This window comes from Haemophilus parainfluenzae, assembly GCF_003253005.1.
GTDB classification, from domain to species: domain Bacteria; phylum Pseudomonadota; class Gammaproteobacteria; order Enterobacterales; family Pasteurellaceae; genus Haemophilus_D; species Haemophilus_D parainfluenzae_M.
Window position 1 is genome coordinate 101,435 of record NZ_QEPZ01000002.1, and the last position, 22,741, is coordinate 124,175.

A 22,741-nucleotide genomic window follows, 5' to 3' on the forward strand; every position below is an offset into this window, starting at 1 on the left:
AATGACAGAGCAAAACAAACAAAGAGGCTTAGAATGGCAAGAAAAACCGCTTTCTGACAATGAACGCTTAAAAACCGACAGTAACTTTTTACGCGGTACCATTTTAGATGATTTAGAGGATTCCTTAACCGGTGGTTTCCGTGGGGATAACTTTCAATTAATCCGTTTCCACGGTATGTATGAACAAGACGATCGTGATATTCGCGCCGAACGTGCAGAGGAAAAACTCGAACCGTTAAAATTTATGTTGTTACGTTGCCGTTTACCGGGTGGAATCATCAAACCATTTCAATGGATTGAATTGGATAAATTTGCCCGTGAACATAGTTATTATCGTTCGATTCGTTTGACCAATCGTCAAACTTTCCAATATCATGGTGTGCCGAAAAGCCAATTACAAACCATGCATCGTTTATTGCATAGTCTGGGATTAGACTCGATTGCTACGGCTTCTGATATGAACCGTAACGTGTTATGTACTTCTAATCCAATTGAATCAAAATTACATCAGCAGGCATATGAATATGCGAAGAAAATTTCAGAACATCTGTTACCACGTACACGAGGTTATTTAGATGTATGGATTGATGGTAAGAAAGTCCAAAGTAGTGATGATTTTTTCCAGGAAGAACCGATTCTCGGTAAAACTTATTTGCCACGTAAATTTAAAACAGCCGTGGTGATTCCACCACTCAATGACGTGGATTGTTACGGGAATGACTTAGATTTTGTCGCCATTGCAGACGAGAACGGCAATTTGGTTGGCTTTAATGTCTTGGCAGGCGGTGGTTTATCCCTTGAACATGGCAACACCAAAACCTATCCGTATATTTCCCTTGAATTAGGTTATGTACCGTTGGAATACACTTTAAAAGCAGCGGAAGCCGTGGTGACGACCCAACGAGATTTTGGTAACCGTAGTGATCGTAAAAATGCACGTAGTCGTTATACCATTCAAAACATGGGGTTAGATAATTTCCGCGCCGAAGTCGAACGTCGTATGGGGATTCCATTTGAACCGATTCGTCCGTTTAAATTTACTGAACGCGGCGATCGTATTGGTTGGGTAAAAGGCATCGATAACAACTGGCATTTGACCCTGTTTATCGAAAGTGGCCGTTTGGTGGATAACGATGAGAAAAAATTACTGAGTGGCGTGTTGGAAATTGCCAAAATTCATAAGGGCGATTTTCGTATTACCGCCAACCAAAATCTGATCGTGGCAAATGTAGCGGAAGAGGATAAAGCACAAATTGAGCAAATTGCGCGTGATTACGGTTTGATTCGTGATGATGTGAGTAAATTACGTGAAAACGCTATGTCCTGCGTTTCTTTCCCAACTTGTCCATTGGCGATGGCAGAATCAGAGCGAATTCTTCCAAGCTTTATTGATGAACTGGATAAAGTGATGGCGAAACATTACGTAGCTGATGATTATATCGTTACACGTATTACCGGTTGCCCAAATGGTTGTGGCCGCGCGATGTTAGCGGAAATTGGTTTAGTGGGTAAAGCAATTGGTCGTTACAATTTGCATATCGGTGGGGATCGTGAAGGTGTGCGTATTCCACGTCTTTACAAAGAAAATATCACGATTCCCGAAATTATCCGTGAACTTGATACTCTGATTGGCCGCTGGGCAAGTGAGCGTCACGAAAACGAAGGATTTGGTGATTTTACCATTCGTGCGGGCATTATCAAACCAGTAGTAAATGCACCGGTTGATTTCTGGGATGACTCAAAAATGATTATTAAATCAGCGGCTTAATGCGCAAAAGTGCGGTTAATTTTGACCGTGCTTTTAGCTGAGAGAATAAAAAACCTTAGGTTTTAGCCTAAGGTTTTTGTCTTTAGCAAGAATTATTTTTTCTCTTCACATTTGTTGATATCGCTACATTTGCCGTAGAGATATAAACTGTGTGCTTTTAATTTGATGCCATGTTGTTCACTGATTTCTTTTTGACGTTGTTCGATAATATTATCAGTAAACTCAAATACTTTACCGCAATCTTCACAGATAATGTGATCGTGGTGTTCTGTTGGAGCAAGTTCAAAAACAGACTTGTTACCTTCAAAATTATGACGAATTAAGATATGCGCTTCATCAAATTGGTTAAGCACACGATATACGGTTGCAAGGCCAATATCACTGCCTTGCTCTAACAAGATTTTATATACTTCTTCAGCTGAGAAATGCTCATGTTTATGCTCTTGCATTAATGCAAGGATAGTGAGCCGAGGTTCAGTAATTTTTAATCCTGCCTTTTTGAGTAATTTGATGTTTTCTTCAGACATAATGTTCCCTTAAATTTGCTAAATTAGAGATAGTTAAGCTAATTCTGCTAAACACATTTCATCATAGATTTGTTTTGTCCATTTCTCTACGCGTTCTGCTGTGAGTTCGGGTTGACGATCTTCATCGATACACAAACCGATAAAGTTTCCGTCGTCTAATAATGCTTTTGATGCTTCAAAGGTGTAACCATCTGTTGGCCAGTTTCCTACAATAATTGCACCGTGTGGTTCAACGATATCACGAACCGTACCGATCGCATCGCAGAAATAATCAGCGTAGTCTTCCTGATCACCACAGCCAAAAATACCCACTAATTTGTCAGTAAAATCAATTTCTTCTAGGGTTGGGAAGAAATCATCCCAATCTGCTTGTGCTTCACCGTAGTACCAAGTCGGAATACCGAAAAGTAAAAAATCATAACCTTCGATATCTTCTTTCGTGCTTTTTGCTATGTCACGAATATCAACTAATTCATTGCCTAATTGTTTTTGAATCATTTTTGCAATGTTTTCTGTATTACCCGTGTCACTACCATAAAATAAACCGACAACTGCCATCGTTCTTTCCTTTTGAAATATAATTAGTTAATAAATAAAGATGAGAGACTAAAACCCTACAATTTGTACGAACTATACCACAAATGAATTCTCATTTGAATAGAATAATTCTCATTTAAAACGATTAATTCTTATTTAGAAACCTATCAATTGCACGTATAACAAAATCTGGTTTTTCCGCATGAACCCAGTGCCCACAACCATTGATAGTGAATGAGCTCGCATTCGGGAATTGTTTCAGAATGGTTTCTGTATATTCAGGTTTAATATAAGATGAAAGCCCACCTTTAATAAAGAGAGTAGGCGTATTAGCGTAAACTTCCTGCCAATCCATCAGTTCCGCATAATGCTCGAAAAGTGCGGTCAAATTGAAACGAAAATATTCGCTTGAAGTCGGCTCAAAAGATTTCAACATAAACTGCACCACGCTAGGATCGGCAATTTCACTTTCTAAAATAGGCTTAGCTTGTTGACGAGTTTGTGGCTGCGCTTTTTTCACGGCAAATAAACCACGGAATACATCATCGTGTCCTGCACTGCTATTAGCCACTGGAGCAATATCAATGACAATCAATTTTTTCACACGCTGCGGTTGAAGTGCGGTCATTTTCATTGCTGTTTTTCCGCCCATTGAATGACCAATTAAGATCACTTTATCTAATTGAAGGTGATCGATAAGTTGCCATACATCATCAGCCATGACATCGTAATTCATTGTTTCTGAATGAAAACTATGTCCATGATTGCGTAAATCTACGCGTAAAATATTATAGTTATCGCTAAATGCACGGGCGATTACACCAAGATTATTCATATCCCCAAATAAGCCATGAATGAAAACTAAGGTTGGTGAATTAATTGATTGTTTTGCTTGGTGAAATTGATGGTTTAATAATTGGGAAGATGACATATATTTTGCGTGAGAATTTGGTTAGAAATCGTTATAATGGACGAAAATTTTAGCAAACGGAGAGAAAAAAATGAAGATAATTGAAGTCGATGAAGAGTTATATCAATACATTGCAGCACAAACTCAATCTATTGGAGAAAGTGCGTCTGATATTCTTCGCCGTTTGTTGAATTTACCCACTCACGCAACAAGCTCGGTTGATTTCTTTGAATCAGTCACATCAGCTGAAACGCCAAAAAGTGCGGTGCATTCTGAGCCTGTTTTAGCTGAAAAAACAACCGAAGTATCTCAACCAAAAGTTGAATCTATTGAACCGCCAAAAGTAGTGAAAAAACAATCGGACGAAGCAATCAATCATATTGTTGATAAAGTTCGTGCATTATTGAATTCTGCTGAGTTCAAAGAAGAGCCAAAAGCAGTCGTGCGTTTTTTAAGTATATTGCGTACGCTTTATCGCACCAATCCAGAAAGTTTCGCACAGGCAACCGAAAGCCTACAAGGTCGTACTCGTGTTTATTTTGCTCGTGATGAAGGGACGTTGCTTGTGGCGGGTAATCACACGAAACCAAAACAAATTCCAGATACACCATATTGGGTGATTACTAATACCAATAGTGGCCGTAAAATGTTGATGTTAGAAGGGGCGATGCAGTCTATGCATTTGCCAGAATATTTAATCGACGAAGTTCGCCCTTATTTCGTTAGCAACTAAGTCAATGCAAAAATTCCCTTGGCAAGTATTTGCCCAAAATTCAGCGTATGCAAATCAGGTCGCGTTGCGAAATTCGCAGGGCGATCCTTTTACTTGGGCAGAACTTGCTGAAAAAATTAATCAGGTAGAAGCCTTCCTTTTACAACAAGGTGTGACAGCGCAAAGTGCGGTTGCTTTTTGTGGGAAAAATTCAGAACAGATCTTATTTCTTTATTTAGCTGTTATTCAGCTAGGCGCAAAAATTTTAGGTATCAATCCTGCATTTCCTCAAGAAAAAAGAGAAGAGTTATGCCAAGTGTATGGTGTGGATTTTTGTTATCAAACCGAAGATATTCATTATTTAGCTGCTGAACCATTACCCGAACATAAAGTGGATTTTACAAAAGCGGCAACGATGACGCTCACATCAGGTTCGACTGGTTTACCTAAAGCTGTGGTGCATAATGTTTCTGCTCATTTGTCAAATGCGGAAGGCGTTTGTGCCTTAATGAATTTTGGCAAAGATCAATCATGGCTACTTTCTTTACCGCTTTATCATGTCTCCGGACAAGGTATTGTGTGGCGCTGGCTTTATGCAGGGGCCACCTTAGTTTTACCGAAAGAGGATTTTTATCAATCTATTGGTGAGGTTTCTCATGTTTCTCTTGTGCCAACGCAATTACAACGTTGGTTTGATTATTTGACGGAGCATCCTCAACCTATTCAAACACAAGCGGTATTATTAGGCGGGACACAAATCCCCGTAAAATTAACCCTGGCGTTAAATGAATTAGGTATTCGAAGCTATTCAGGCTATGGTATGACAGAAATGGCTTCTACCGTATTCGCTAAGCAATCGGATGGAAAAATTGGTGTAGGTCAACCTTTGCTTGGCCGAGCGTTCAAGTTAGTGAATGAAGAAGTTTGGCTAAAAGGTGCCGGACTTGCCATGGGATATTGGCGCAATGGGTGTGTTGATCCGCTTACTAATGCTGAAGGTTGGTTCCAAACCAAAGATAAAGGTCAATGGCTTGATGACGAATTAGTCATTCAAGGCCGATTGGATAATATGTTTATTTCCGGTGGTGAAAATATTCAACCAGAAGAAATTGAAAAAGTGATTGCACAGTCAGATTTGGTGAAACAAGTCTTTGTTTTACCTAAACGTGATGAGGAATTTGGCCACCGCCCTGTCGCGATTGTTGAATTTCATACCTTATTTAATGAAAGTGCGGTCGAATCTCTCAACGTTTTTTTACAAGGGCGATTGGAACGATTTAAGCAACCCGTTGCCTACTATGAACTCCCACAGGATTTAATCCAAGGGGCAATAAAGATTTCTCGTAAAGCGCTCGCCGATTGGCTGTCGCAATAATAGGAAAGTTAGTTTAATGAAAAATATCTCTCGTGTTTTGACCGTACTTGGTCTTTCATTTGTTTTTACGCTGGCGCTTTCTCATCCTGTTTGGGCAGAGAATAATAATGCGGATTTACCGACGGAAAAAACACTAAAAAGTGAATTAGCTGATGCACAAAAATTACCGGATGGTGATGAAAAAACAAATAATGTCGCGACAATCCAGGCTTCGCTTGATTTCTTGCAACAAATTCAAACCCAGCAAAAAAATAATAACGATTTGCAAGATACGCTTATTGATGCAGATTCTGAAATTCAGAAGAATAATGCCGATCTTCAAAATCTTAAAAAACAGCTAAGCACGACAAATAACACCGATTATGCTTCGCAAAGTTTAGCGAATTTGCAGACTCAGGTTGAAAAACTAACCAATCAACAACAAGATGCCCAATCTGCATTAAGTGCGGTGAATACACAACTTGCAGGACAGAGTTCAGTGTCTGAACGTGCTCAAACAGCCTTGACAGATAATGTTAAACGTACGCAAGAATTGAATCAGAAATTGGCTGATCCAACAACGAGTTCATTATTAAAACAGCAAATCCAGCTGGAATTGCAACTGATCGAGCTAAAAAATATCTATAATCAAGTGCTATTAAAAAATAGTGATCAGTTGACGGTGCTTTATCAAAGCCGATATGAACTATTGAATACGCGTGTTCAAGCATTGCAGCAACAAATTGCGGCTATTCAAGACGTGATTAATCAAAAGAATTTGGCTAAAACACAAAACCAAGTTGAGCAAGTACAACAACAAAGCCAAAGTGTTGAGCAAAATCCATTGATTCAGAAAGAGTTGGATTTAAATTCGCAGCTTAGCCAATATTTACTTGAGCAAACAGAGAAAACCAATACATTAACGCAAGATGAACTACGCATGCGAAATGTGTTGGATAACTTAACGCAGACACAACGTACCATTGATGAGCAAATCAGCGCATTACAAGGTACATTGGTGCTTTCACGCATTATTCAGCAACAAAAACAAAAATTACCGACTAATTTAAATATTCAAGGTCTTTCGAAACAAATTGCGGATTTACGTGTACAGATCTTCGATATTACACAAAAACGTAATGAGCTTTATGATATTGATGCTTACATCAGTAAAATAGAGCTGGATGAAAACAAATCCTTTACGCCAGCAGAAAAAACACAATTAACCAATTTGCTCACTGAACGTCGTAAAGTGGGTTCTGATTTAATTAAATCGTTGAATAACCAATTGAATTTGGCGATTTCCTTAGAGCTGACTCAACAACAGATTACTCAAATCAGTGATCAAATTCAGTCTAAACTCGATCAACAAAGTTTCTGGGTAAAAAGTAACAATCCAATTAATTTAGATTGGATCAAAAAACTGCCAATGTCACTCAAGGCACAATTTGATGGCATTGGAAAGAAAATTGGCTTCCCGACAAATTTTGATAATTTGCCGTATTTATTCACTTATGTCTTTATTTTGTTTGTGATTGGTGGGTTGATTTTCAAATTTAAAGAATCGATTAAACAACGTTTGAGCGTGATTAATGGCGAAATTAATACGCTTCGTTCGGATAGCCAATGGCATACGCCTCTTGCGTTATTTTATACCGCACTTTTCTCTTTATCAGGTACCCTTTGGTTTTTATCCGCTTGTCAATTGTTGGGCTTTTTCTTGGTGAAAAACCCACAAGACTTTTGGGAATGGTCACTTCGCATGGCAGGCTATTGGTGGTTCTTTAGCTTTGTCTTAGCTATTCTTCGTCCGAATGGCATTTTAGTGCGCCATTTTGGTTTTGCTAAAGAGAGTGCAACTAACTTACAAGACGTCACAAAACGTATCATTGTTTCCGTTGTGTTATTACTGAATACGTCGATTTTCAGTAATGTTATAGATACAGGCTTAGCTAATGACGTCCTCGGCGAAATTAATACGATTGTTGCCTTGCTTTTCTGTATTGTGATTATTGCGCCACGTTTTATTCGTACTGAAAAATCATTGAGTTCAACGACAACAGATAAGCGTGATAGAACCATTTTCAAAATTGTACGAATCTTATTGCAATTGGTACCTGTTGTTTTAATTGCGTTAATTGCTTTAGGGTATTACTACACTGCCTTAAATTTGATTACACATATTATTAATACCTATATTGCATGGGTTGTGTGGTCGTTGGTGCGTCATACGATTTATCGCGGTGTGACTGTTGCATCAAGACGTTTAGCTTATCGTCGTTTACAAGAAAAACGTCAGCAAAAACAACAAGATTCAAGTGATGCTTCAGCCTCTGATGATGTGGTAGTGATTACCGAACAAGAAGAGGGATTAGCCTTAAATGAAGTACGTAGCCAGTTACTACGCTTTGCCGATCTCTTTATTTGGACCGCACTCTTTGCCATCTTCTATTATGTATGGTCAGATTTAGTTACGGTTGTAAGTTATTTGCGTGATATTACCTTGTGGCAACAAACTTCAACGACTGAAGCGGGCGTGGTGACCGAAACGATTTCACTCTTTAACTTGATTGTTGCTTTAATCATTGTTGTGATTACCTATATTTTAGTGCGTAACATTCAAGGTATTTTAGAAATATTGCTCTTCTCCCGAGTGAAACTTTCACAAGGTACGCCTTATACCATTACAACATTATTAACCTATATCTTGGTTGCAGTGGGTGGCGCATGGGCATTTTCGACGCTTGGGATGTCATGGTCTAAATTACAATGGTTATTTGCCGCCCTTTCCGTTGGTCTCGGTTTTGGTATGCAGGAAATTTTTGCGAACTTTGTTTCCGGTATCATTTTATTATTTGAACGTCCAATTCGTGTGGGCGATACCGTGACCATCAACGATGTAACAGGTACGGTGGCAAAAATCCGTATTCGTGCGATTACCATGATTGATCCTGATCGAAAAGAAGTAATTGTGCCAAATAAATCTTTTGTAACCGGACAAGTGACTAACTGGGCATTATCTAATACCGTTACTCGTTTAGTCGTGTCTGTTGGAGTGGCTTATGGATCAGATTTAGAGCTGGTGAAACGTTTATTATTGCAAGCTGCAAATGAGCAACCAAACATCTTAAAAGAGCCAGAACCAAGAGCGCTATTTTTAACCTTTGGTGCAAGCACGTTAGATCACGAACTACGTGTTTATGTTGGGCAAGTGTCTGAGCGAAATGATACGCTTGATGCACTCAATCGCCGCGTGAATGAGTTATTTGCAGAAAATAATATTGATATTGCATTCAATCAATTAGATATTTTTATTAAGAATAAAGATACCGGCGAAGAAATTCCATTTATTGATGTGGCAAAATTAGCCCAAAATCATTAATTAAAGAGAGAGAATATGGCAGGGAATACTATCGGACAACTTTTTCGTGTGACGACCTTTGGGGAGTCACATGGTATTGCATTAGGCTGTATTGTAGATGGCGTACCGCCGAATCTTGAATTATCGGAAGCGGATATTCAACTTGATTTAGATCGTCGTAAACCAGGTACATCGCGTTACACCACACCACGTCGTGAAGACGATGAAGTACAGATTTTATCTGGGGTGTTTGAAGGTAAAACAACCGGTACCAGTATTGGAATGATCATTAAAAATGGTGATCAACGTTCACAAGATTATGGTGATATTAAAGATCGTTTTCGTCCAGGGCATGCGGATTTTACCTATCAACAAAAATACGGTATTCGTGATTATCGCGGAGGTGGACGATCTTCTGCACGTGAAACCGCTATGCGTGTTGCTGCGGGAGCGATTGCGAAGAAATATTTACGTGAACAGTTTGGCATTGAAGTACGTGGCTTTTTGAGTCAAATTGGCGAAGTGAAGATTGCACCACAGACTATCGATAAAATTGATTGGGATAAAGTGAATAGCAATCCATTTTTCTGTCCAGATGAAAGTGCGGTCGAAAAATTTGATGAATTAATCCGTGAATTGAAAAAAGAAGGCGATTCGATTGGTGCCAAACTAACCGTGATTGCAGAGAATGTTCCTGTTGGTTTAGGAGAGCCTGTTTTTGATCGACTTGATGCTGATTTAGCCCATGCGTTAATGGGGATTAATGCCGTTAAAGGTGTAGAAATTGGCGATGGTTTTGCGGTGGTTGAACAGCGTGGAAGTGAACATCGTGATGAAATGACTCCAAATGGTTTTGAAAGCAACCATGCTGGCGGTATTTTAGGGGGTATTAGCTCAGGTCAGCCAATTATTGCAACGATTGCTCTAAAACCAACATCTAGTATTACCATTCCAGGGCGTTCTATTAATTTAGAGGGCGATCCTGTCGAAGTGGTGACAAAAGGCCGTCATGATCCTTGTGTAGGAATCCGTGCAGTCCCTATTGCAGAAGCCATGGTCGCAATTGTGTTACTCGATCATTTATTACGTTTTAAAGCGCAATGCAAATAACTCTTTTAAATTAAGCTTATTTTTCTTTCATTAAAGATAAGAAGATTCGTTTTAGGAAATTTTATGAGTAGATCTTTAGCAAAATTACTTTCAAGTGCGGTTGTTTTAGGGAGTGTTTTTTTCTCGTTACAAACAACAGCCTCACCACAAGACTGGCAACGAATTAAGCGTCCAATTCCTGCAACAGATGGTAAAGCAAATCCAATCGGCAGCTATTCGAATGGTTGTATTATCGGGGCAGAGCCATTGCCTTATAAAGGGGAGGGCTATCAAGTCATTCGTATGAATAAAAACCGCTATTATGGTCATCCAGATATGATTGCCTATTTACAGCGTCTTGGACAAAAAGCGAAGTCAGCAGGATTACCAACGATGTTAGTTGGGGATATTGCTATGCCAGGTGGTGGTCGCTTTTTAACGGGGCATGCAAGCCATCAAATGGGATTGGACGCGGATATTTGGTTGCGTATGGGGACCATGACAGACAGCGAAGCGTTAAATTCTGACGGAAAAGGCTTGCTTGTGGTGAATCGCCAAGCACAACGAGTTGATGAAAATGTGTGGAATAGCAATCATGCAACGTTAATCAAACTGGCCGCGCAAGATCCCAAAGTGACCCGTATTTTTGTAAACCCAGCGATTAAATTAAAACTTTGTCAAATTGCGGGTGATGATCGTGCTTGGTTACATAAAATTCGTCCGTGGTTTGGTCATGATTCACATTTCCACGTGCGCATTGCTTGTCCGAAAGATGCCGCTTATTGTGAAGATCAAGCGCCGGTACCAGCAGGCGATGGTTGTGGCGATGAACTTTATTCTTGGTTTGAACCTGCAAAACCAGGTTCAGGCTCTTCTAAACCAAAAGTGACACCTCCAGAGCCGTTTTTATGCCAACAGGTGTTGAGTTCGCCAAATAGTAGCGAATGGTTAGAGTAGGAGTTAAACAATGGAGTTGGGGATTGATATATTAGCCATGCTTTTTGCTGCTGCCTTTATTGCTGCATTTATTGATGCGATAGCGGGTGGTGGAGGCTTAATTACAATCCCAGCCTTATTAATGACAGGTATGCCGCCTGCGATGGCATTAGGCACCAATAAATTACAAGCATTCGGCGGTGCGTTGTCGGCAAGTATTTACTTTTTGCGTAAAAGAGCGCTCAATTTATCGGAGTTTTCTTTCATCTTACTGGTGATTTTTATCGGCTCGGTGATTGGTACCTTGCTTATTCAAAGTTTAGATGCGTCATTAATTAAAAAAGGGCTTCCATTTCTCATTTTAGCCATTGGCTTATACTTTTTATTTACGCCTAAATTGGGCGAAAGTGATCGTAAACAACGTATTTCTTACGCCGTTTTTGCGTTATGTTTTGGATCATTACTGGGTTTTTATGATGGCTTTTTCGGGCCGGGAACAGGTTCCTTAATGAACCTTGCCTGTGTGACGTTACTTGGATTTAATCTCACCAAAGCGACTGCCCATGCGAAAGTGATGAATTTAACCTCAAATTTTGCTTCATTAATTTTCTTCTTTATTGGTGGTCATGTCATTTGGACTGTCGGTTTAGTGATGATGGCAGGAAGTCTGATAGGTGCAAATTTAGGTGCCCAAATGGTGATGGCAAAAGGCAAACAACTGATCAGACCGATGGTGGTGATTATGTCATTTATCATGACGATAAAAATGGCGTATGATCAAGGTTGGTTTCATTTTTAACGGTTGATTATGACAGAGTCTCAGAAAAAATTACGTATTACAGCGCGAACAGGTTATGAACCACATTTTTCATGGTCATATTTGCATCCTAAAAATTGGGGCATTTGGCTTGGTATTTTTGTGCTTTTGTTACTCGCTTTTGTACCATTTCGTTTACGCGATAAAATGGCCGAGAAACTGGCTCGTGCGCTGATGAAAAAAATTGGTAAACCACGTACTCGAGCCGAGATTAATTTGAAACTCTGTTTCCCTGATTGGACGGATGAGCAACGTAACAAAGTAATTGAAGACATGTTTGTGACGGTTGCACAAGTAATGCTCGGTATCGGTGAAATTGCTATTCGTTCAAAAAAACATTTACAAAAACGTAGCGAATTCATTGGTCTTGAGCATATCAAGCAAGCGAAAGCCGAAGGGCATAACATCATTTTGATGGTGCCGCATGGTTGGGCGATTGATGCATCTGGCATTATTTTACATACACATGGCATGCCGATGACGTCAATGTATAACCCGCACCGAAATCCGTTGGTGGATTGGTTATGGACTTTAGCGCGTCAGCGTTTTGGCGGGAAAATGCATGCTCGCCAAAATGGGATTAAGCCATTTTTAGCACACATCAAACAAGGCCAAATGGGGTATTATCTTCCTGATGAAGATTTTGGAGCCGAGCAAAGTGTCTTTGTGGATTTCTTTGCCACTTATAAAGCCACACTTCCTGGGTTAAACAAAATGGCGAAATTAGCGAAAGCAGTGGTTATTCCGATGTTCCCACGTTATAACGCTAAGAATGGCAAGTATGAAATGGAAATTCGCCCACCGATGCAATTAAGCGACGAGCCTGAGCAATCAGCCCGTGCGATGAACGAGGAAATTGAATATTTCGTTACACCAACACCCGAACAATATGTCTGGATTTTACAGCTTCTTCGTACTCGAAAAGACGGGGAAGATATTTACCCAGATTAATTCATTTTATTTACAAAAGTGCGGTCAAAATTCACCGCACTTTTGCATTTTTATATGCTAGAATGCGAGCCTAAAAACAGGATTTTTTCTTACTCTTTTTTGAGCAATTATTTATGAACAAACAACTTGAATTAATCAAATCTTCTATCAAATCTATCCCAAATCATCCAAAAGAAGGCATCATTTTCCGTGATATCACGAGCTTGCTTGAAGTGCCCGCAGCTTTCAAAGCCACAATCGATTTGATCGTTGAAAAGTATAAAGATCAAGGTCTCACAAAAGTGATTGGTACCGAGTCTCGTGGATTTATTTTTGGTGCGCCAGTTGCATTAGCATTAGGCTTGCCATTTATCCCCGTTCGTAAGCCAGGCAAATTACCGCGTGAAGTGATTGCACAGTCTTATCAATTAGAATACGGTCAAGACACCCTTGAATTGCACACGGATGCCATTTCACAAGGCGATAATGTGTTAATCATTGATGACTTGTTAGCGACAGGTGGTACAGTTGAAGCCACCGTGAAATTAGTTCAACGTTTAGGCGGTGAAGTGAAGCATGCTGCCTTTGTGATTAATTTGCCAGAATTAGGGGGCGAAAAACGCTTACGTGATTTAGGCATTGATTGCTACACTTTAGTGAATTTTGAAGGCCATTAATTTTTAAAGAGATGCGATGAGCTACCAAGTTTTAGCCAGAAAATGGCGACCAAAAAACTTTTCTGAAGTAGTGGGGCAAAGCCATGTGCTCACTGCTTTAGAAAACGGTTTAAAAGAAAACCGTTTACATCATGCTTATTTATTTTCCGGTACTCGTGGCGTAGGTAAAACCTCCATTGCTCGTTTATTTGCGAAAGGCTTGAACTGCGTAAATGGTATTACAGCCGATCCTTGCGGTGAATGTGAAAACTGCAAAGCGATCGAAGCGGGCAACTTTATCGATTTAATTGAAATCGATGCGGCTTCTCGTACGAAAGTAGAAGATACGCGTGAGCTATTAGACAATGTGCAATATAAGCCGGTCGTGGGGCGTTATAAAGTCTATCTTATCGATGAAGTGCATATGCTTTCCCGCCATTCTTTCAATGCGTTGTTAAAAACCTTGGAAGAACCGCCTGAATATGTGAAATTCTTACTCGCGACAACGGATCCTCAAAAATTACCGATTACGATTTTATCCCGTTGTATGCAATTTCATCTCAAAGCATTAGATGAACCGCAAATTTCAGCACATCTTAATCGCGTGCTTACTGCCGAAAATATTCATTTTGATGCGCCAGCACTAGATAAATTAGCCAAAGCTGCACAAGGTAGTATTCGCGATAGCTTAAGTTTAACGGATCAAGCCATTGCCATGGGCAACGGTAAGGTTTCTACCGATGTGGTGAATACCATGCTTGGGCTGTTAGATGAAGATCAGCCGATTGAAATCATTTACGCTTTACATCAAGGTAACGGTGAGCGTTTAATGAAAACCATCCAAACGGTGGCAGAAAAAGCGGGCGATTGGGATGAATTACTGGCAGAAACGGCAGAGAAATTACATCAAATTGCATTAATGCAGTTACTCGCTAAAAATGCTACGGACGAAAACGATCATCTCGGTTTTCTGGCTAAACATATTTCACCGGAAGACGTACAATTTTTCTATCAAGTGATTGTATCGGGTCGAAAAGAATTAGCCTCCGCACCTAATCGTCGAATTGGTGCAGAAATGACATTATTGAGGGCATTGGCATTCCACCCAAAGTTCCTTACGGCAGCACAAACGCCTAAACAAGGTGGGCTATCCCCTGAACAAAATACACAGAAAAGTGCGGTTGAAAATCAGCCTGTTTCTGGTTATGTGGATATGCCAGTGCTGTCGCAAAACATCAAAGCAAATTATTCTGCACAAGCGCAAAAGCCGATGGCCCAATCAGCAGTTGCGCATTCTTCACCTTCTCAACCTGTTTCCACGCAAACCACATCTTCATTGAATTTAGCCAGCCTTGCTGCGCTGGAAGCATTGAATCAATTGACGAAAATTGAGCAATCAGAGCGCCAACATCATCATGATGAACAGCAAGCCGCCGTAGAAGAAACCTTACATCATCTCCAAGAGTTGGATGAGCAAAAAAATTCACCAAAAATGACCGCACTTCCTGTGCGAGAAATGACCCCACCAAAAGCGACGCAAACGAAAAAAGTAGCGGTGTCAAATCCAATGACTCAACAAGCAGAAGCGTTAAAGCAAAGTGTTGAGACGGTTGAAAATACCATTGATGACAATGCTGAAATGGACGCGGAAGAGCAGGAAATTCTGGATGCGGAAACTTACCGTTGGGAGTGGAGTAATCCGGATTTAGCTAAAGTGGATAGCGGTGTGCGACCTTCTGATATTAAACAGGCGATTTTAAAAGATGTGACACCAGAATTGCGTGAGAAAATTATTCAAATTACGCAAAAACAAGATCCTTGGACGGATATCGTTGAACGCTCTGGCGTGATTGGTTTTTCAAAAGAGTTAGCATTAAATTGTTTCATCAAGTCGCAAACAGAAGATGAAATTCAACTTGGGCTTCATTCTGAAAAAGCCCATTTAAAACAAGATCGAAATATTAAAAATTTAGTGGATCATCTTGAACGTTTATATGAAAAACCAGTCAAATTGTCGATTTTTGTTGAAGATTCCGATGTTTTAACACCGATGGATTATCGTAAAAAGGTTTATCAAGACTTGCGTGAACAGGCACGTACGGATTTACAGCAAGATAAAAAACTGCTTTTATTGCAAAAAGAGTTTGATGCGAAGTTGGATGTCGAAAGCATTCGACCAGTTTAAAACTCATTTCTCTAAATTTTAACTTTATAAAGGAAAGAATATGGCGTTTAGCTCTCTTTTTACTCTTATTGATGACATTGCATCGATTCTTGATGATGTCGCCTTGATGACCAAAATGGCAGCTAAGAAAACCGTTGGCGTGGTAGGCGATGACTTAGCCTTAAATGCTAATCAGGTAACAGGGGCATCTTCCGATCGTGAATTACCCATTGTTTGGGCTGTCACCAAAGGATCGTTAGTCAATAAAATCATTTTAATTCCAATTGCTTTACTGCTTTCTGCGTTTTTACCTTGGTTGATCGTGCCGCTTCTGATGATTGGTGGGGCGTATTTGTGTTTTGAAGGTGTAGAGAAAATTCTACATAAATTTATTGCTCATGAAGAGCATGAAGAAAAAACAACCTTTAATGAAGCCGCTAAAATTAAAGGGGCAATTCGTACCGATTTTATTCTTTCCGCTGAAATTATTATCATTGCATTGGGCGAATTAACCGAAGCGAGCTTGCTGACTCGCATCATTTCCCTTTCGATAGTCGGTATCGGAATTACTATTTTTGTTTATGGCTTAGTCGCATTGATTGTTAGAGCGGATGATTTCGGTTTATACCTTATCAAAAAAGGTGGTGTGGCGAAGTCAATCGGAAATGCAATTTTAGTGATTATGCCAAAATTTATGCGTTCACTTAGTTTTATCGGTACACTTGCGATGTTCTTAGTCGGTGGCGGTATTTTTGTGCATAATGTGGATTTCATTCATCATTTGCTCGCTGATTATCAATTAGCAGATGGCTTATTAGGTAATGTGGCAACGTTAGTTGTTGGTGTGATTGTTGGGGCGATTGCTTGTATGATTGTATTACCGGCGATGAAATTATTCGGTAAACACTAAAAACGAGATAAAAAATAACCGCACTTTGATTGTTTCAAGGTGCGGTTTTTTTATGGATGGAACAGACTATTTACGAGAAGTGTAATCGCCGACACAAATCCATTTATAACTGGTTAAGGCTTCTAATCCCATTGGGCCGCGAGCATGAAGTTTTTGAGTACTTACCGCCACTTCAGCACCTAAACCAAATTGCCCGCCATCGGTAAATCGGGTACTTGCATTAACATACACAGCTGCCGCATCTACTTGATTAATAAACTGTGTCGCTAATCGTTGGTTTTCCGTTAAGATACTTTCTGAATGTTGTGTGCCATATTCACGAATGTGAGCAATTGCCTCATCCATATCTTCAACCACCACGACATTGAGATCGAGTGAGCCCCATTCTTGACGTAGTGCTTGTTCGGTCACTTCTTGCACATCGACATTTGCAGCTTGAAGAATCGAAAGTGCGGTCGATTTTGCATGGAATTTTACTTTTTTCTCGGCTAAATATTTCGCGAGTTTTGGTAGGAAGGTTTCTGCAATCGAGCGTTGAACTAAAAGCGTTTCCAACGTATTACATGTGCTTGGACGTTGGCATTTTGCATTGGCAATCACCGCAAGGGCTTTTTCTTGGTCAGCACTTTCTTCCACAAAAAGATGGCAAACACCCACACCACCGACAATCACCGGAATAGTAGAATGTTGTTTACAAAGCTCATGTAAACCGGCGCCCCCACGAGGAATAATCATATCCACGTAGCGATCCAATTTAAGCAGTTGCATCACAAGTTCACGATTCGGATCGGTAATAGCTTGGACTGCATGGCGTGGTAATCCCGCTTGTTCAAGGGCATTTTGTACCACTTCCACTAAAATTTGGTTGGAATGTTGTGTTTCTTTTCCACCACGTAAAATCACGGCATTACCGGTTTTTAAGCAAAGACTCGCCACATCAATGGTGACATTGGGACGTGCTTCGTAAATGGTACCAATTACGCCAAGCGGTGTACGAACGCGTTCGATTTTTAATCCGCTATCTAAGGAGCCCCCATCAATGATTTTCCCCACTGGATCGGCGAGAGAAATCACATGGCGTACATCGTTCGCAATGCCTTTTAGGCGATCTTCGGTTAATAAGAGGCGGTCAATTAAGGCTTCAGATAAGCCGTTTTGTTTCGCGATTTCAATATCTTTTTGGTTCGCGGCTAGAATACGCTCCGCTTGTTGTTCTAATTGCTCTGCAATAATACTGAGCGCATGATTTTTTTCAGTGGTGTTTAACTGCGCTAAAATAAAGGCTGCATCTTTAGCCTGTTTGCCCATTTGTTCTAACATAATTATTCCTTTTAATTATTTCGTTTTCTTCGGTAATTTATCATTTGTTTCCTCATCTTGCTCTTGGAAATCGAAAACGGGTAATCCCCAACCAAATCGAACTGCAAGTAAGCGTAATGCAAAACCACTGAATAACGTGAGTAAAATTGAAAGCGTGTGTTCTACTTGAAGGTGTTGTAATGCCATATACATAGCGGCAGAGAAGAATGACACGCTGGCGTAAAGTTCTTTTTGGAATACAAGGGGAATGCGGTTACAGAGTAAATCACGCAACACACCACCAAATGCACCTGTCACGGTTGCAGCAATGGATGTCACAGTAAAACCATAACCCATATCAATGGCAATCTGCGCACCGATAATGGAATACACGATTAATCCTAAGGCATCTAATACCAAGAAAATTGTGCGGAAGTAGCGCATGAAATGTTTGATGAAAGGTGCGATAAAAACCGTTAATACCGCTGCACCAGCCACCATAATGAAATATTCAGGATGTTTAACCCAGCCAAGCGGGTAGTGTCCAAGTAATACATCGCGTACCGAACCGCCACCAATCGCCGTCACACAGGCAATAATAATTACCCCAAAAATATCCATTTTTTCTCGTCCAGCGGCTAATGCACCGGTAATTCCTTCGGCAGTTATTCCAATAATGTAAAGTACGCTTAATAGCATTTTTTTGTGGTTCCTAAAGTGCGGTTATAATTTTGCTTATTTTAAAAGGGAATGAGTCAAAATGCACGAAAGCCATTAAAAAAAGCTGTAAATTTTGGCATAATGACGCCTTCTTTTTCTAATCGAGAATCTTATGTCAGAAGAACAATCCAAACCCTTAGCCGCATTTCTTGCTCTCTTGCCAATTGGGTTGCTATTAATTATTGAATTTTTTGCAGAGTCTTTGCAATCTGCTGAAAAACTGATTCCTCATTTAGCCTTTGGTGTGCTGATTGCTCAGCTACTTTGTTTGGTAGCCTTTATTAAAGGTGAAATTTGTCCAGGACAACGCGGACGTTTAATCAAAGCAAATGTCTGTTTTGTACTTTATTGGTTAGTTTGGCTTGGAATGAGCTTAGCCTCACCACATCATTACGTGATGACTGATATTGTTAGCTTATGCGGATTATCTGCCGTATATGCAGTATGGAAACAACCTAAAGATGAATCAGCTCGCCATGGTTTTCTCTTAATGGCATCTTTGGTGAGTGGATTGGGTGTCATTGCCTATTTGATGATTTTCTTCGGCAATCCAACACCGAATTTCATGCAATATAACCCACTTGCACAAGCTTTAATGGGCGTATTGTTAGCGAATTTATGTTTGTCCGTTTCTCGTAATCGTTTACAAGGTTTTATAGCATTACTGCCGTTATTGATGATTTTACTGCTTGCGCTTAATGCGTTGGCAGTACTGATTTTTATTATTTATCAAGGCACAAGTGCGGTCGTTTTTTCGAACGTTTTCGCATACGGCATTTATTTTCTGCTTCACTTAGTGATAGCGGGTGTATTGCTCTTACACAGTGTAAATAAATGGAAACTCAGCTATAACAGCCTACTCATTTTATTCTTTATGGCTAGTAGCTTGCCAGTCTGGGCGATGTTTATTTAATGGATAAAGTAAAATCTTACGCCGCCCCGATGTTAGTCGTGGGCTGCGTGCTATTCGGTTTATTGCTTCTTTCTGAACCGGTGGTGGCGCTCGTGATTGATTATTTTGGTTTGGATAAGCCCATTAATCATTGGCAATGGGCGGGTGCAGTGCTGACATTAGTCGCGATTTATCTTGGCTCTCAAAAAAGCAAAACTACTTAAAACAAAAAAGTGCGGTAAATTTCACCGCACTTTGCTTTCAGATTAAACCAATTACTCAGCTGCTTTCTTTTTCAAGTATTGATAGAGCTCGTCTTTAATCCGTAATTTTTCTTTTTTCAAGTTCTCAATTTCCGTATGAGTAGCGAGTTCTATGTTATCAATCTTATTTTTGATCTCTTGGTCTAACACATTGTGTTTTTCAAACAAGCGATCAAAATAAGCATCTTTGTTTTTAAGATTAGTGATTAAATCGCGAAATTCAGGAAACATAGGTTACTCCTCTTGGTTAATGTTCATTTTCATTATAGAACTTTTTTTTGCTGTTTCTAGTGTCTCATTCTCAGAATTTGATAGAGATCACAAAATTAAATCATGGCAAAGTGCGGTCATAAAATTAGATGTTTTTGAAGAGATTAATAAAAGAAAAATCAGGGTTTTAACTGGTTTATTTGCTCAAAGCACGCTAGAATAAAGGTATCTGTTTCATAATGAAAAATAGGGAATTCCAATGATCGATCCAAATTTACTCCGTAATAATCTGGCTGAAGTAGCAGAAAAATTAAAAGTAAAACGTAACTTTATTCTTGATACGGAAAAACTTACCGCATTAGAAGAACAACGCAAAGATTTACAAGTAAAAACAGAAACATTACAAGCAGAACGTAACGCGCGTTCTAAAGCTATTGGTGCGGCAAAAGCACGTGGTGAAGACATTGCACCATTATTGGCTGAAGTAGATAACATGGGCGAACAGCTTAACGAAGCGAAAACTCAACTTGATGCCGTGTTAGCTGAAATCAATCAAATTGCGTTAAGCATTCCAAACATCCCAGCAGATGAAGTGCCATTAGGTAAAGATGATACTGAAAATAAAGAAATTTTACGTTGGGGTACACCGCGTACATTTGATTTTGAGATCAAAGATCACGTGTCACTAGGTGAAGATGCCAATGGCTTAGATTTTGCAGCAGGGGCTAAATTAGCCGGTGCGCGCTTTGCGGTTATGAAAGGCCAAATTGCTAAAATGCACCGTGCATTAGCACAATTTATGCTAGATCTTCATACCGAACAACATGGTTATTTAGAAGCTTATGTACCTTATTTAGTCAACCATGCAACCCTTTATGGAACAGGTCAATTACCAAAATTCGGTGAAGATCTATTCCATACTTTAGCGCTAGAAGGTGAACAACCTTACGCATTAATCCCGACAGCAGAAGTGCCAGTGACTAACCTTGTCCGTGATGTGATTGTTGATGAAGCAGATTTGCCAATCAAAATGACCGCACATACACCATGTTTCCGTTCTGAAGCGGGATCTTATGGTCGTGATACTCGTGGTTTAATTCGTATGCACCAATTCGATAAAGTGGAAATGGTACAAATCGTAGATCCTGATAAATCTATGGAAGCACTTGAAGAATTAACAGGCCATGCAGAAAAAGTATTACAACTTTTAAATTTACCATATCGTAAAGTATTACTTTGTACTGGTGATATGGGTTTTGGTTCTTGCAAAACTTACGACTTAGAAGTGTGGGTGCCTGCACAAGATACTTACCGTGAGATTTCTTCTTGCTCTAACATGTGGGATTTCCAAGCTCGTCGTATGCAAGCTCGTTGCAAAGCGAAAGGGGATAAGAAAACTCGCTTAGTGCATACATTGAATGGCTCTGGTTTGGCAGTAGGTCGTACATTAGTGGCCGTGCTTGAAAACTACCAAAATGCAGACGGTTCAATTACGGTGCCAGAAGTATTACGTCCTTACATGGGCGGATTAGAAGTGATCGGCAAATAATCAAAAATATATTAATTCAATTTAGGGCTAATTTTTATTAGCCCTTTCTTTCATTTAGAGAAATGAGATTTTTATTCTAGTCTTTGAGATAAATCCACATCAATACTCATGCGTTTAGAGGTAATCTTATAAGGTATCAATTTTTAGGAGAATAATAATGACTGATAAACGACCATTTCCATTACCAACAGGGTATTTTGCGATTCCATTAGGTTTAGGTGCCTTGTCTTTAGCTTGGCTGCATATGGGCGATACGCTCTCTTTTTCTCGGAATGTGAGTGATATTATTGGCGTAACGTCTGTTTCAGTATGGGCACTTTTCGTCTTGCTTTATATTTATAAAATGATTTATTTCTCTCACGAAGTACGCGATGAATATTGCTGTCCGATACGTTTTTCTTTTCTTGCCTTAATACCGATTACAACTATGTTAAGCGGAGATATTCTGTATCGTTGGTTTCCTCTCATTGGTGAGGGATTAATTTGGAGCGGGACAATTGGGCAATTATTGTTTTCTTCAGTTCGTATTAGTGCGTTATGGAAAGATGGCACATTTGAGGAAAAATCGACATTGCCACCGTTTTATTTGCCCTCAGTGGCGACTAACTTTACAAGTGCCTCATCATTAGCCTTACTAGGCTATCAAGATTTAGGCTATTTGTTCTTAGGTGCAGGGATGATTGCTTGGATTATTTATGAACCGGTGTTATTCCAACGTTTACGCGTGTTGCAAATTGAACCACAATTTCGTCCAACCATGGGAATCATTCTCGCCCCAGCATTCGTGGGATCCTCGGCGTATTTATCGCTTAATGGGGGAGAGATCGATCTTTTCGTTAAGCTCTTATGGGGATACGGCTTTTTACAAATGTTCTTTTTAATTCGACTTTTCCCTTGGATTAGTGAAAAAGGGCTAAATATTGGCTTCTGGGCTTTTTCATTCGGATTAGCTTCTTTAGCGAATGGGGCCGTTTCTTTTGTTCATCATCACGTACTTAGCGGGTTGGCAAACGGTGCGTTTATCTTTGCTAACTTGATGATTGGTGGGTTAGTACTGATGACGCTAGGAAAGCTCTTAAAAGGACAATTTTGGTTAAAGTAGCTTAAATAGAAAGTGCGGTCAGATCAAAATTGACC

At 39.8% G+C, this 22,741-nt stretch carries 20 protein-coding genes and 1 pseudogene; 15 read left to right on the plus strand and 6 right to left on the minus strand.

Annotated features, from left to right (window positions below; all coding sequences use genetic code 11):
- Position 1: 1 nt before the first annotated feature.
- Complete coding sequence (cysI, locus tag DPV97_RS03000; RefSeq protein WP_070713658.1) at positions 2 to 1,768, plus strand: assimilatory sulfite reductase (NADPH) hemoprotein subunit; 1,767 nt, start codon at positions 2 to 4, stop codon at positions 1,766 to 1,768.
- Positions 1,769 to 1,860: 92 nt separating this feature from the next.
- On the opposite strand, the gene fur is transcribed toward cysI, so the two are convergent.
- The 3 genes from fur to DPV97_RS03015 all read right to left on the minus strand — a co-directional run bounded on the left by fur (position 1,861) and on the right by DPV97_RS03015 (position 3,763).
- Positions 1,861 to 2,295 carry a ferric iron uptake transcriptional regulator gene (gene fur, locus DPV97_RS03005; RefSeq protein ID WP_049366031.1) on the minus strand — a complete coding sequence of 145 codons (435 nt, stop codon included), beginning with the start codon at positions 2,293 to 2,295 and terminating at the stop codon, positions 1,861 to 1,863.
- 33 nt (positions 2,296 to 2,328) lie between these two features.
- Positions 2,329 to 2,853, minus strand: a complete 525-nt coding sequence (gene fldA, locus DPV97_RS03010) for a flavodoxin FldA (protein WP_070713661.1) — start codon at positions 2,851 to 2,853, stop codon at positions 2,329 to 2,331.
- A 124-nt stretch (positions 2,854 to 2,977) separates the two neighbouring features.
- A complete protein-coding gene (locus tag DPV97_RS03015; RefSeq protein WP_070713663.1) occupies positions 2,978 to 3,763 on the minus strand; it encodes an alpha/beta fold hydrolase in 786 nt (261 codons plus the stop codon).
- Between the two features lie 70 nt (positions 3,764 to 3,833).
- On the opposite strand from DPV97_RS03015, the gene seqA reads away from it, so the two are divergent.
- From seqA to DPV97_RS03065, 10 genes are all read left to right on the plus strand, one after another.
- Positions 3,834 to 4,475 (plus strand): replication initiation negative regulator SeqA, encoded by a 642-nt coding sequence (gene seqA / locus DPV97_RS03020; RefSeq protein ID WP_070713666.1) that lies wholly within the window; start codon positions 3,834 to 3,836, stop codon positions 4,473 to 4,475.
- 4 nt (positions 4,476 to 4,479) lie between these two features.
- Entirely contained in the window at positions 4,480 to 5,829 is a 1,350-nt protein-coding gene (gene menE / locus DPV97_RS03025; protein WP_070713668.1) for an o-succinylbenzoate--CoA ligase, read from the plus strand.
- A gap of 16 nt (positions 5,830 to 5,845) precedes the next feature.
- Positions 5,846 to 9,190 (plus strand): mechanosensitive channel MscK, encoded by a 3,345-nt coding sequence (gene mscK, locus DPV97_RS03030; RefSeq protein ID WP_070713670.1) that lies wholly within the window; start codon positions 5,846 to 5,848, stop codon positions 9,188 to 9,190.
- A 15-nt stretch (positions 9,191 to 9,205) separates the two neighbouring features.
- Positions 9,206 to 10,279, plus strand: a complete 1,074-nt coding sequence (aroC, locus tag DPV97_RS03035) for a chorismate synthase (RefSeq protein WP_070713672.1) — start codon at positions 9,206 to 9,208, stop codon at positions 10,277 to 10,279.
- A gap of 63 nt (positions 10,280 to 10,342) precedes the next feature.
- Positions 10,343 to 11,215, plus strand: a complete 873-nt coding sequence (gene mepA, locus DPV97_RS03040) for a penicillin-insensitive murein endopeptidase (protein WP_070713676.1) — start codon at positions 10,343 to 10,345, stop codon at positions 11,213 to 11,215.
- Between the two features lie 10 nt (positions 11,216 to 11,225).
- Positions 11,226 to 11,993 (plus strand): TSUP family transporter, encoded by a 768-nt coding sequence (locus tag DPV97_RS03045; protein ID WP_070713679.1) that lies wholly within the window; start codon positions 11,226 to 11,228, stop codon positions 11,991 to 11,993.
- 9 nt (positions 11,994 to 12,002) lie between these two features.
- Positions 12,003 to 12,962 (plus strand): lauroyl-Kdo(2)-lipid IV(A) myristoyltransferase, encoded by a 960-nt coding sequence (gene lpxM / locus DPV97_RS03050; protein ID WP_070713681.1) that lies wholly within the window; start codon positions 12,003 to 12,005, stop codon positions 12,960 to 12,962.
- A 113-nt stretch (positions 12,963 to 13,075) separates the two neighbouring features.
- Positions 13,076 to 13,618 (plus strand): adenine phosphoribosyltransferase, encoded by a 543-nt coding sequence (gene apt, locus DPV97_RS03055; RefSeq protein WP_005698770.1) that lies wholly within the window; start codon positions 13,076 to 13,078, stop codon positions 13,616 to 13,618.
- 16 nt (positions 13,619 to 13,634) lie between these two features.
- Positions 13,635 to 15,782 carry a DNA polymerase III subunit gamma/tau gene (dnaX, locus tag DPV97_RS03060; protein ID WP_070713683.1) on the plus strand — a complete coding sequence of 716 codons (2,148 nt, stop codon included), beginning with the start codon at positions 13,635 to 13,637 and terminating at the stop codon, positions 15,780 to 15,782.
- 40 nt (positions 15,783 to 15,822) lie between these two features.
- Positions 15,823 to 16,671, plus strand: coding sequence for a DUF808 domain-containing protein (locus tag DPV97_RS03065; RefSeq protein WP_070713686.1), 849 nt, complete (start codon positions 15,823 to 15,825; stop codon positions 16,669 to 16,671).
- A gap of 66 nt (positions 16,672 to 16,737) precedes the next feature.
- On the opposite strand, the gene proA is transcribed toward DPV97_RS03065, so the two are convergent.
- A complete protein-coding gene (gene proA, locus DPV97_RS03070) occupies positions 16,738 to 17,991 on the minus strand; it encodes a glutamate-5-semialdehyde dehydrogenase (RefSeq protein WP_070713689.1) in 1,254 nt (417 codons plus the stop codon).
- Positions 17,992 to 18,006: 15 nt separating this feature from the next.
- Positions 18,007 to 18,669 (minus strand): trimeric intracellular cation channel family protein, encoded by a 663-nt coding sequence (locus DPV97_RS03075; protein ID WP_070713693.1) that lies wholly within the window; start codon positions 18,667 to 18,669, stop codon positions 18,007 to 18,009.
- Between the two features lie 133 nt (positions 18,670 to 18,802).
- On the opposite strand from DPV97_RS03075, the gene DPV97_RS03080 reads away from it, so the two are divergent.
- Both DPV97_RS03080 and DPV97_RS03085 read left to right on the plus strand, forming a co-directional pair.
- Entirely contained in the window at positions 18,803 to 19,603 is an 801-nt protein-coding gene (locus tag DPV97_RS03080) for an HI_1241 family integral membrane domain (protein WP_070713694.1), read from the plus strand.
- 50 nt (positions 19,604 to 19,653) lie between these two features.
- Positions 19,654 to 19,806 (plus strand): annotated as a pseudogene (locus tag DPV97_RS03085) (DMT family transporter); the annotation flags it as partial.
- Between the two features lie 51 nt (positions 19,807 to 19,857).
- On the opposite strand, the gene DPV97_RS03090 reads toward DPV97_RS03085, so the two are convergent.
- The gene (locus tag DPV97_RS03090; protein WP_005695756.1) at positions 19,858 to 20,076 is read right to left on the minus strand and encodes an HP1242/YdcH family protein; all 219 of its coding nucleotides are present in this window, start codon (positions 20,074 to 20,076) and stop codon (positions 19,858 to 19,860) included.
- 238 nt (positions 20,077 to 20,314) lie between these two features.
- Here DPV97_RS03090 and serS point away from each other — a divergent pair, with 238 nt between their 5' ends.
- Both serS and tehA read left to right on the plus strand, forming a co-directional pair.
- Positions 20,315 to 21,604 (plus strand): serine--tRNA ligase, encoded by a 1,290-nt coding sequence (gene serS, locus DPV97_RS03100; protein WP_070713704.1) that lies wholly within the window; start codon positions 20,315 to 20,317, stop codon positions 21,602 to 21,604.
- 157 nt (positions 21,605 to 21,761) lie between these two features.
- On the plus strand, positions 21,762 to 22,706 hold the full coding sequence (tehA, locus tag DPV97_RS03105) for a dicarboxylate transporter/tellurite-resistance protein TehA (RefSeq protein ID WP_070713706.1): 945 nt from the start codon (positions 21,762 to 21,764) through the stop codon (positions 22,704 to 22,706).
- The last annotated feature ends 35 nt before the right edge of the window (positions 22,707 to 22,741 follow it).

Bases quoted from the DNA above. Each gene is read 5' to 3' on its own strand.
- cysI (WP_070713658.1), top strand. From the start codon at position 2: ATGACAGAGCAAAACAAACAAAGAGGCTTAGAATGGCAAGAAAAACCG.
- fur (WP_049366031.1), bottom strand. From the start codon at position 2,295: ATGTCTGAAGAAAACATCAAATTACTCAAAAAGGCAGGATTAAAAATT.
- fldA (WP_070713661.1), bottom strand. From the start codon at position 2,853: ATGGCAGTTGTCGGTTTATTTTATGGTAGTGACACGGGTAATACAGAA.
- DPV97_RS03015 (WP_070713663.1), bottom strand. From the start codon at position 3,763: ATGTCATCTTCCCAATTATTAAACCATCAATTTCACCAAGCAAAACAA.
- seqA (WP_070713666.1), top strand. From the start codon at position 3,834: ATGAAGATAATTGAAGTCGATGAAGAGTTATATCAATACATTGCAGCA.
- menE (WP_070713668.1), top strand. From the start codon at position 4,480: ATGCAAAAATTCCCTTGGCAAGTATTTGCCCAAAATTCAGCGTATGCA.
- mscK (WP_070713670.1), top strand. From the start codon at position 5,846: ATGAAAAATATCTCTCGTGTTTTGACCGTACTTGGTCTTTCATTTGTT.
- aroC (WP_070713672.1), top strand. From the start codon at position 9,206: ATGGCAGGGAATACTATCGGACAACTTTTTCGTGTGACGACCTTTGGG.
- mepA (WP_070713676.1), top strand. From the start codon at position 10,343: ATGAGTAGATCTTTAGCAAAATTACTTTCAAGTGCGGTTGTTTTAGGG.
- DPV97_RS03045 (WP_070713679.1), top strand. From the start codon at position 11,226: ATGGAGTTGGGGATTGATATATTAGCCATGCTTTTTGCTGCTGCCTTT.
- lpxM (WP_070713681.1), top strand. From the start codon at position 12,003: ATGACAGAGTCTCAGAAAAAATTACGTATTACAGCGCGAACAGGTTAT.
- apt (WP_005698770.1), top strand. From the start codon at position 13,076: ATGAACAAACAACTTGAATTAATCAAATCTTCTATCAAATCTATCCCA.
- dnaX (WP_070713683.1), top strand. From the start codon at position 13,635: ATGAGCTACCAAGTTTTAGCCAGAAAATGGCGACCAAAAAACTTTTCT.
- DPV97_RS03065 (WP_070713686.1), top strand. From the start codon at position 15,823: ATGGCGTTTAGCTCTCTTTTTACTCTTATTGATGACATTGCATCGATT.
- proA (WP_070713689.1), bottom strand. From the start codon at position 17,991: ATGTTAGAACAAATGGGCAAACAGGCTAAAGATGCAGCCTTTATTTTA.
- DPV97_RS03075 (WP_070713693.1), bottom strand. From the start codon at position 18,669: ATGCTATTAAGCGTACTTTACATTATTGGAATAACTGCCGAAGGAATT.
- DPV97_RS03080 (WP_070713694.1), top strand. From the start codon at position 18,803: ATGTCAGAAGAACAATCCAAACCCTTAGCCGCATTTCTTGCTCTCTTG.
- DPV97_RS03090 (WP_005695756.1), bottom strand. From the start codon at position 20,076: ATGTTTCCTGAATTTCGCGATTTAATCACTAATCTTAAAAACAAAGAT.
- serS (WP_070713704.1), top strand. From the start codon at position 20,315: ATGATCGATCCAAATTTACTCCGTAATAATCTGGCTGAAGTAGCAGAA.
- tehA (WP_070713706.1), top strand. From the start codon at position 21,762: ATGACTGATAAACGACCATTTCCATTACCAACAGGGTATTTTGCGATT.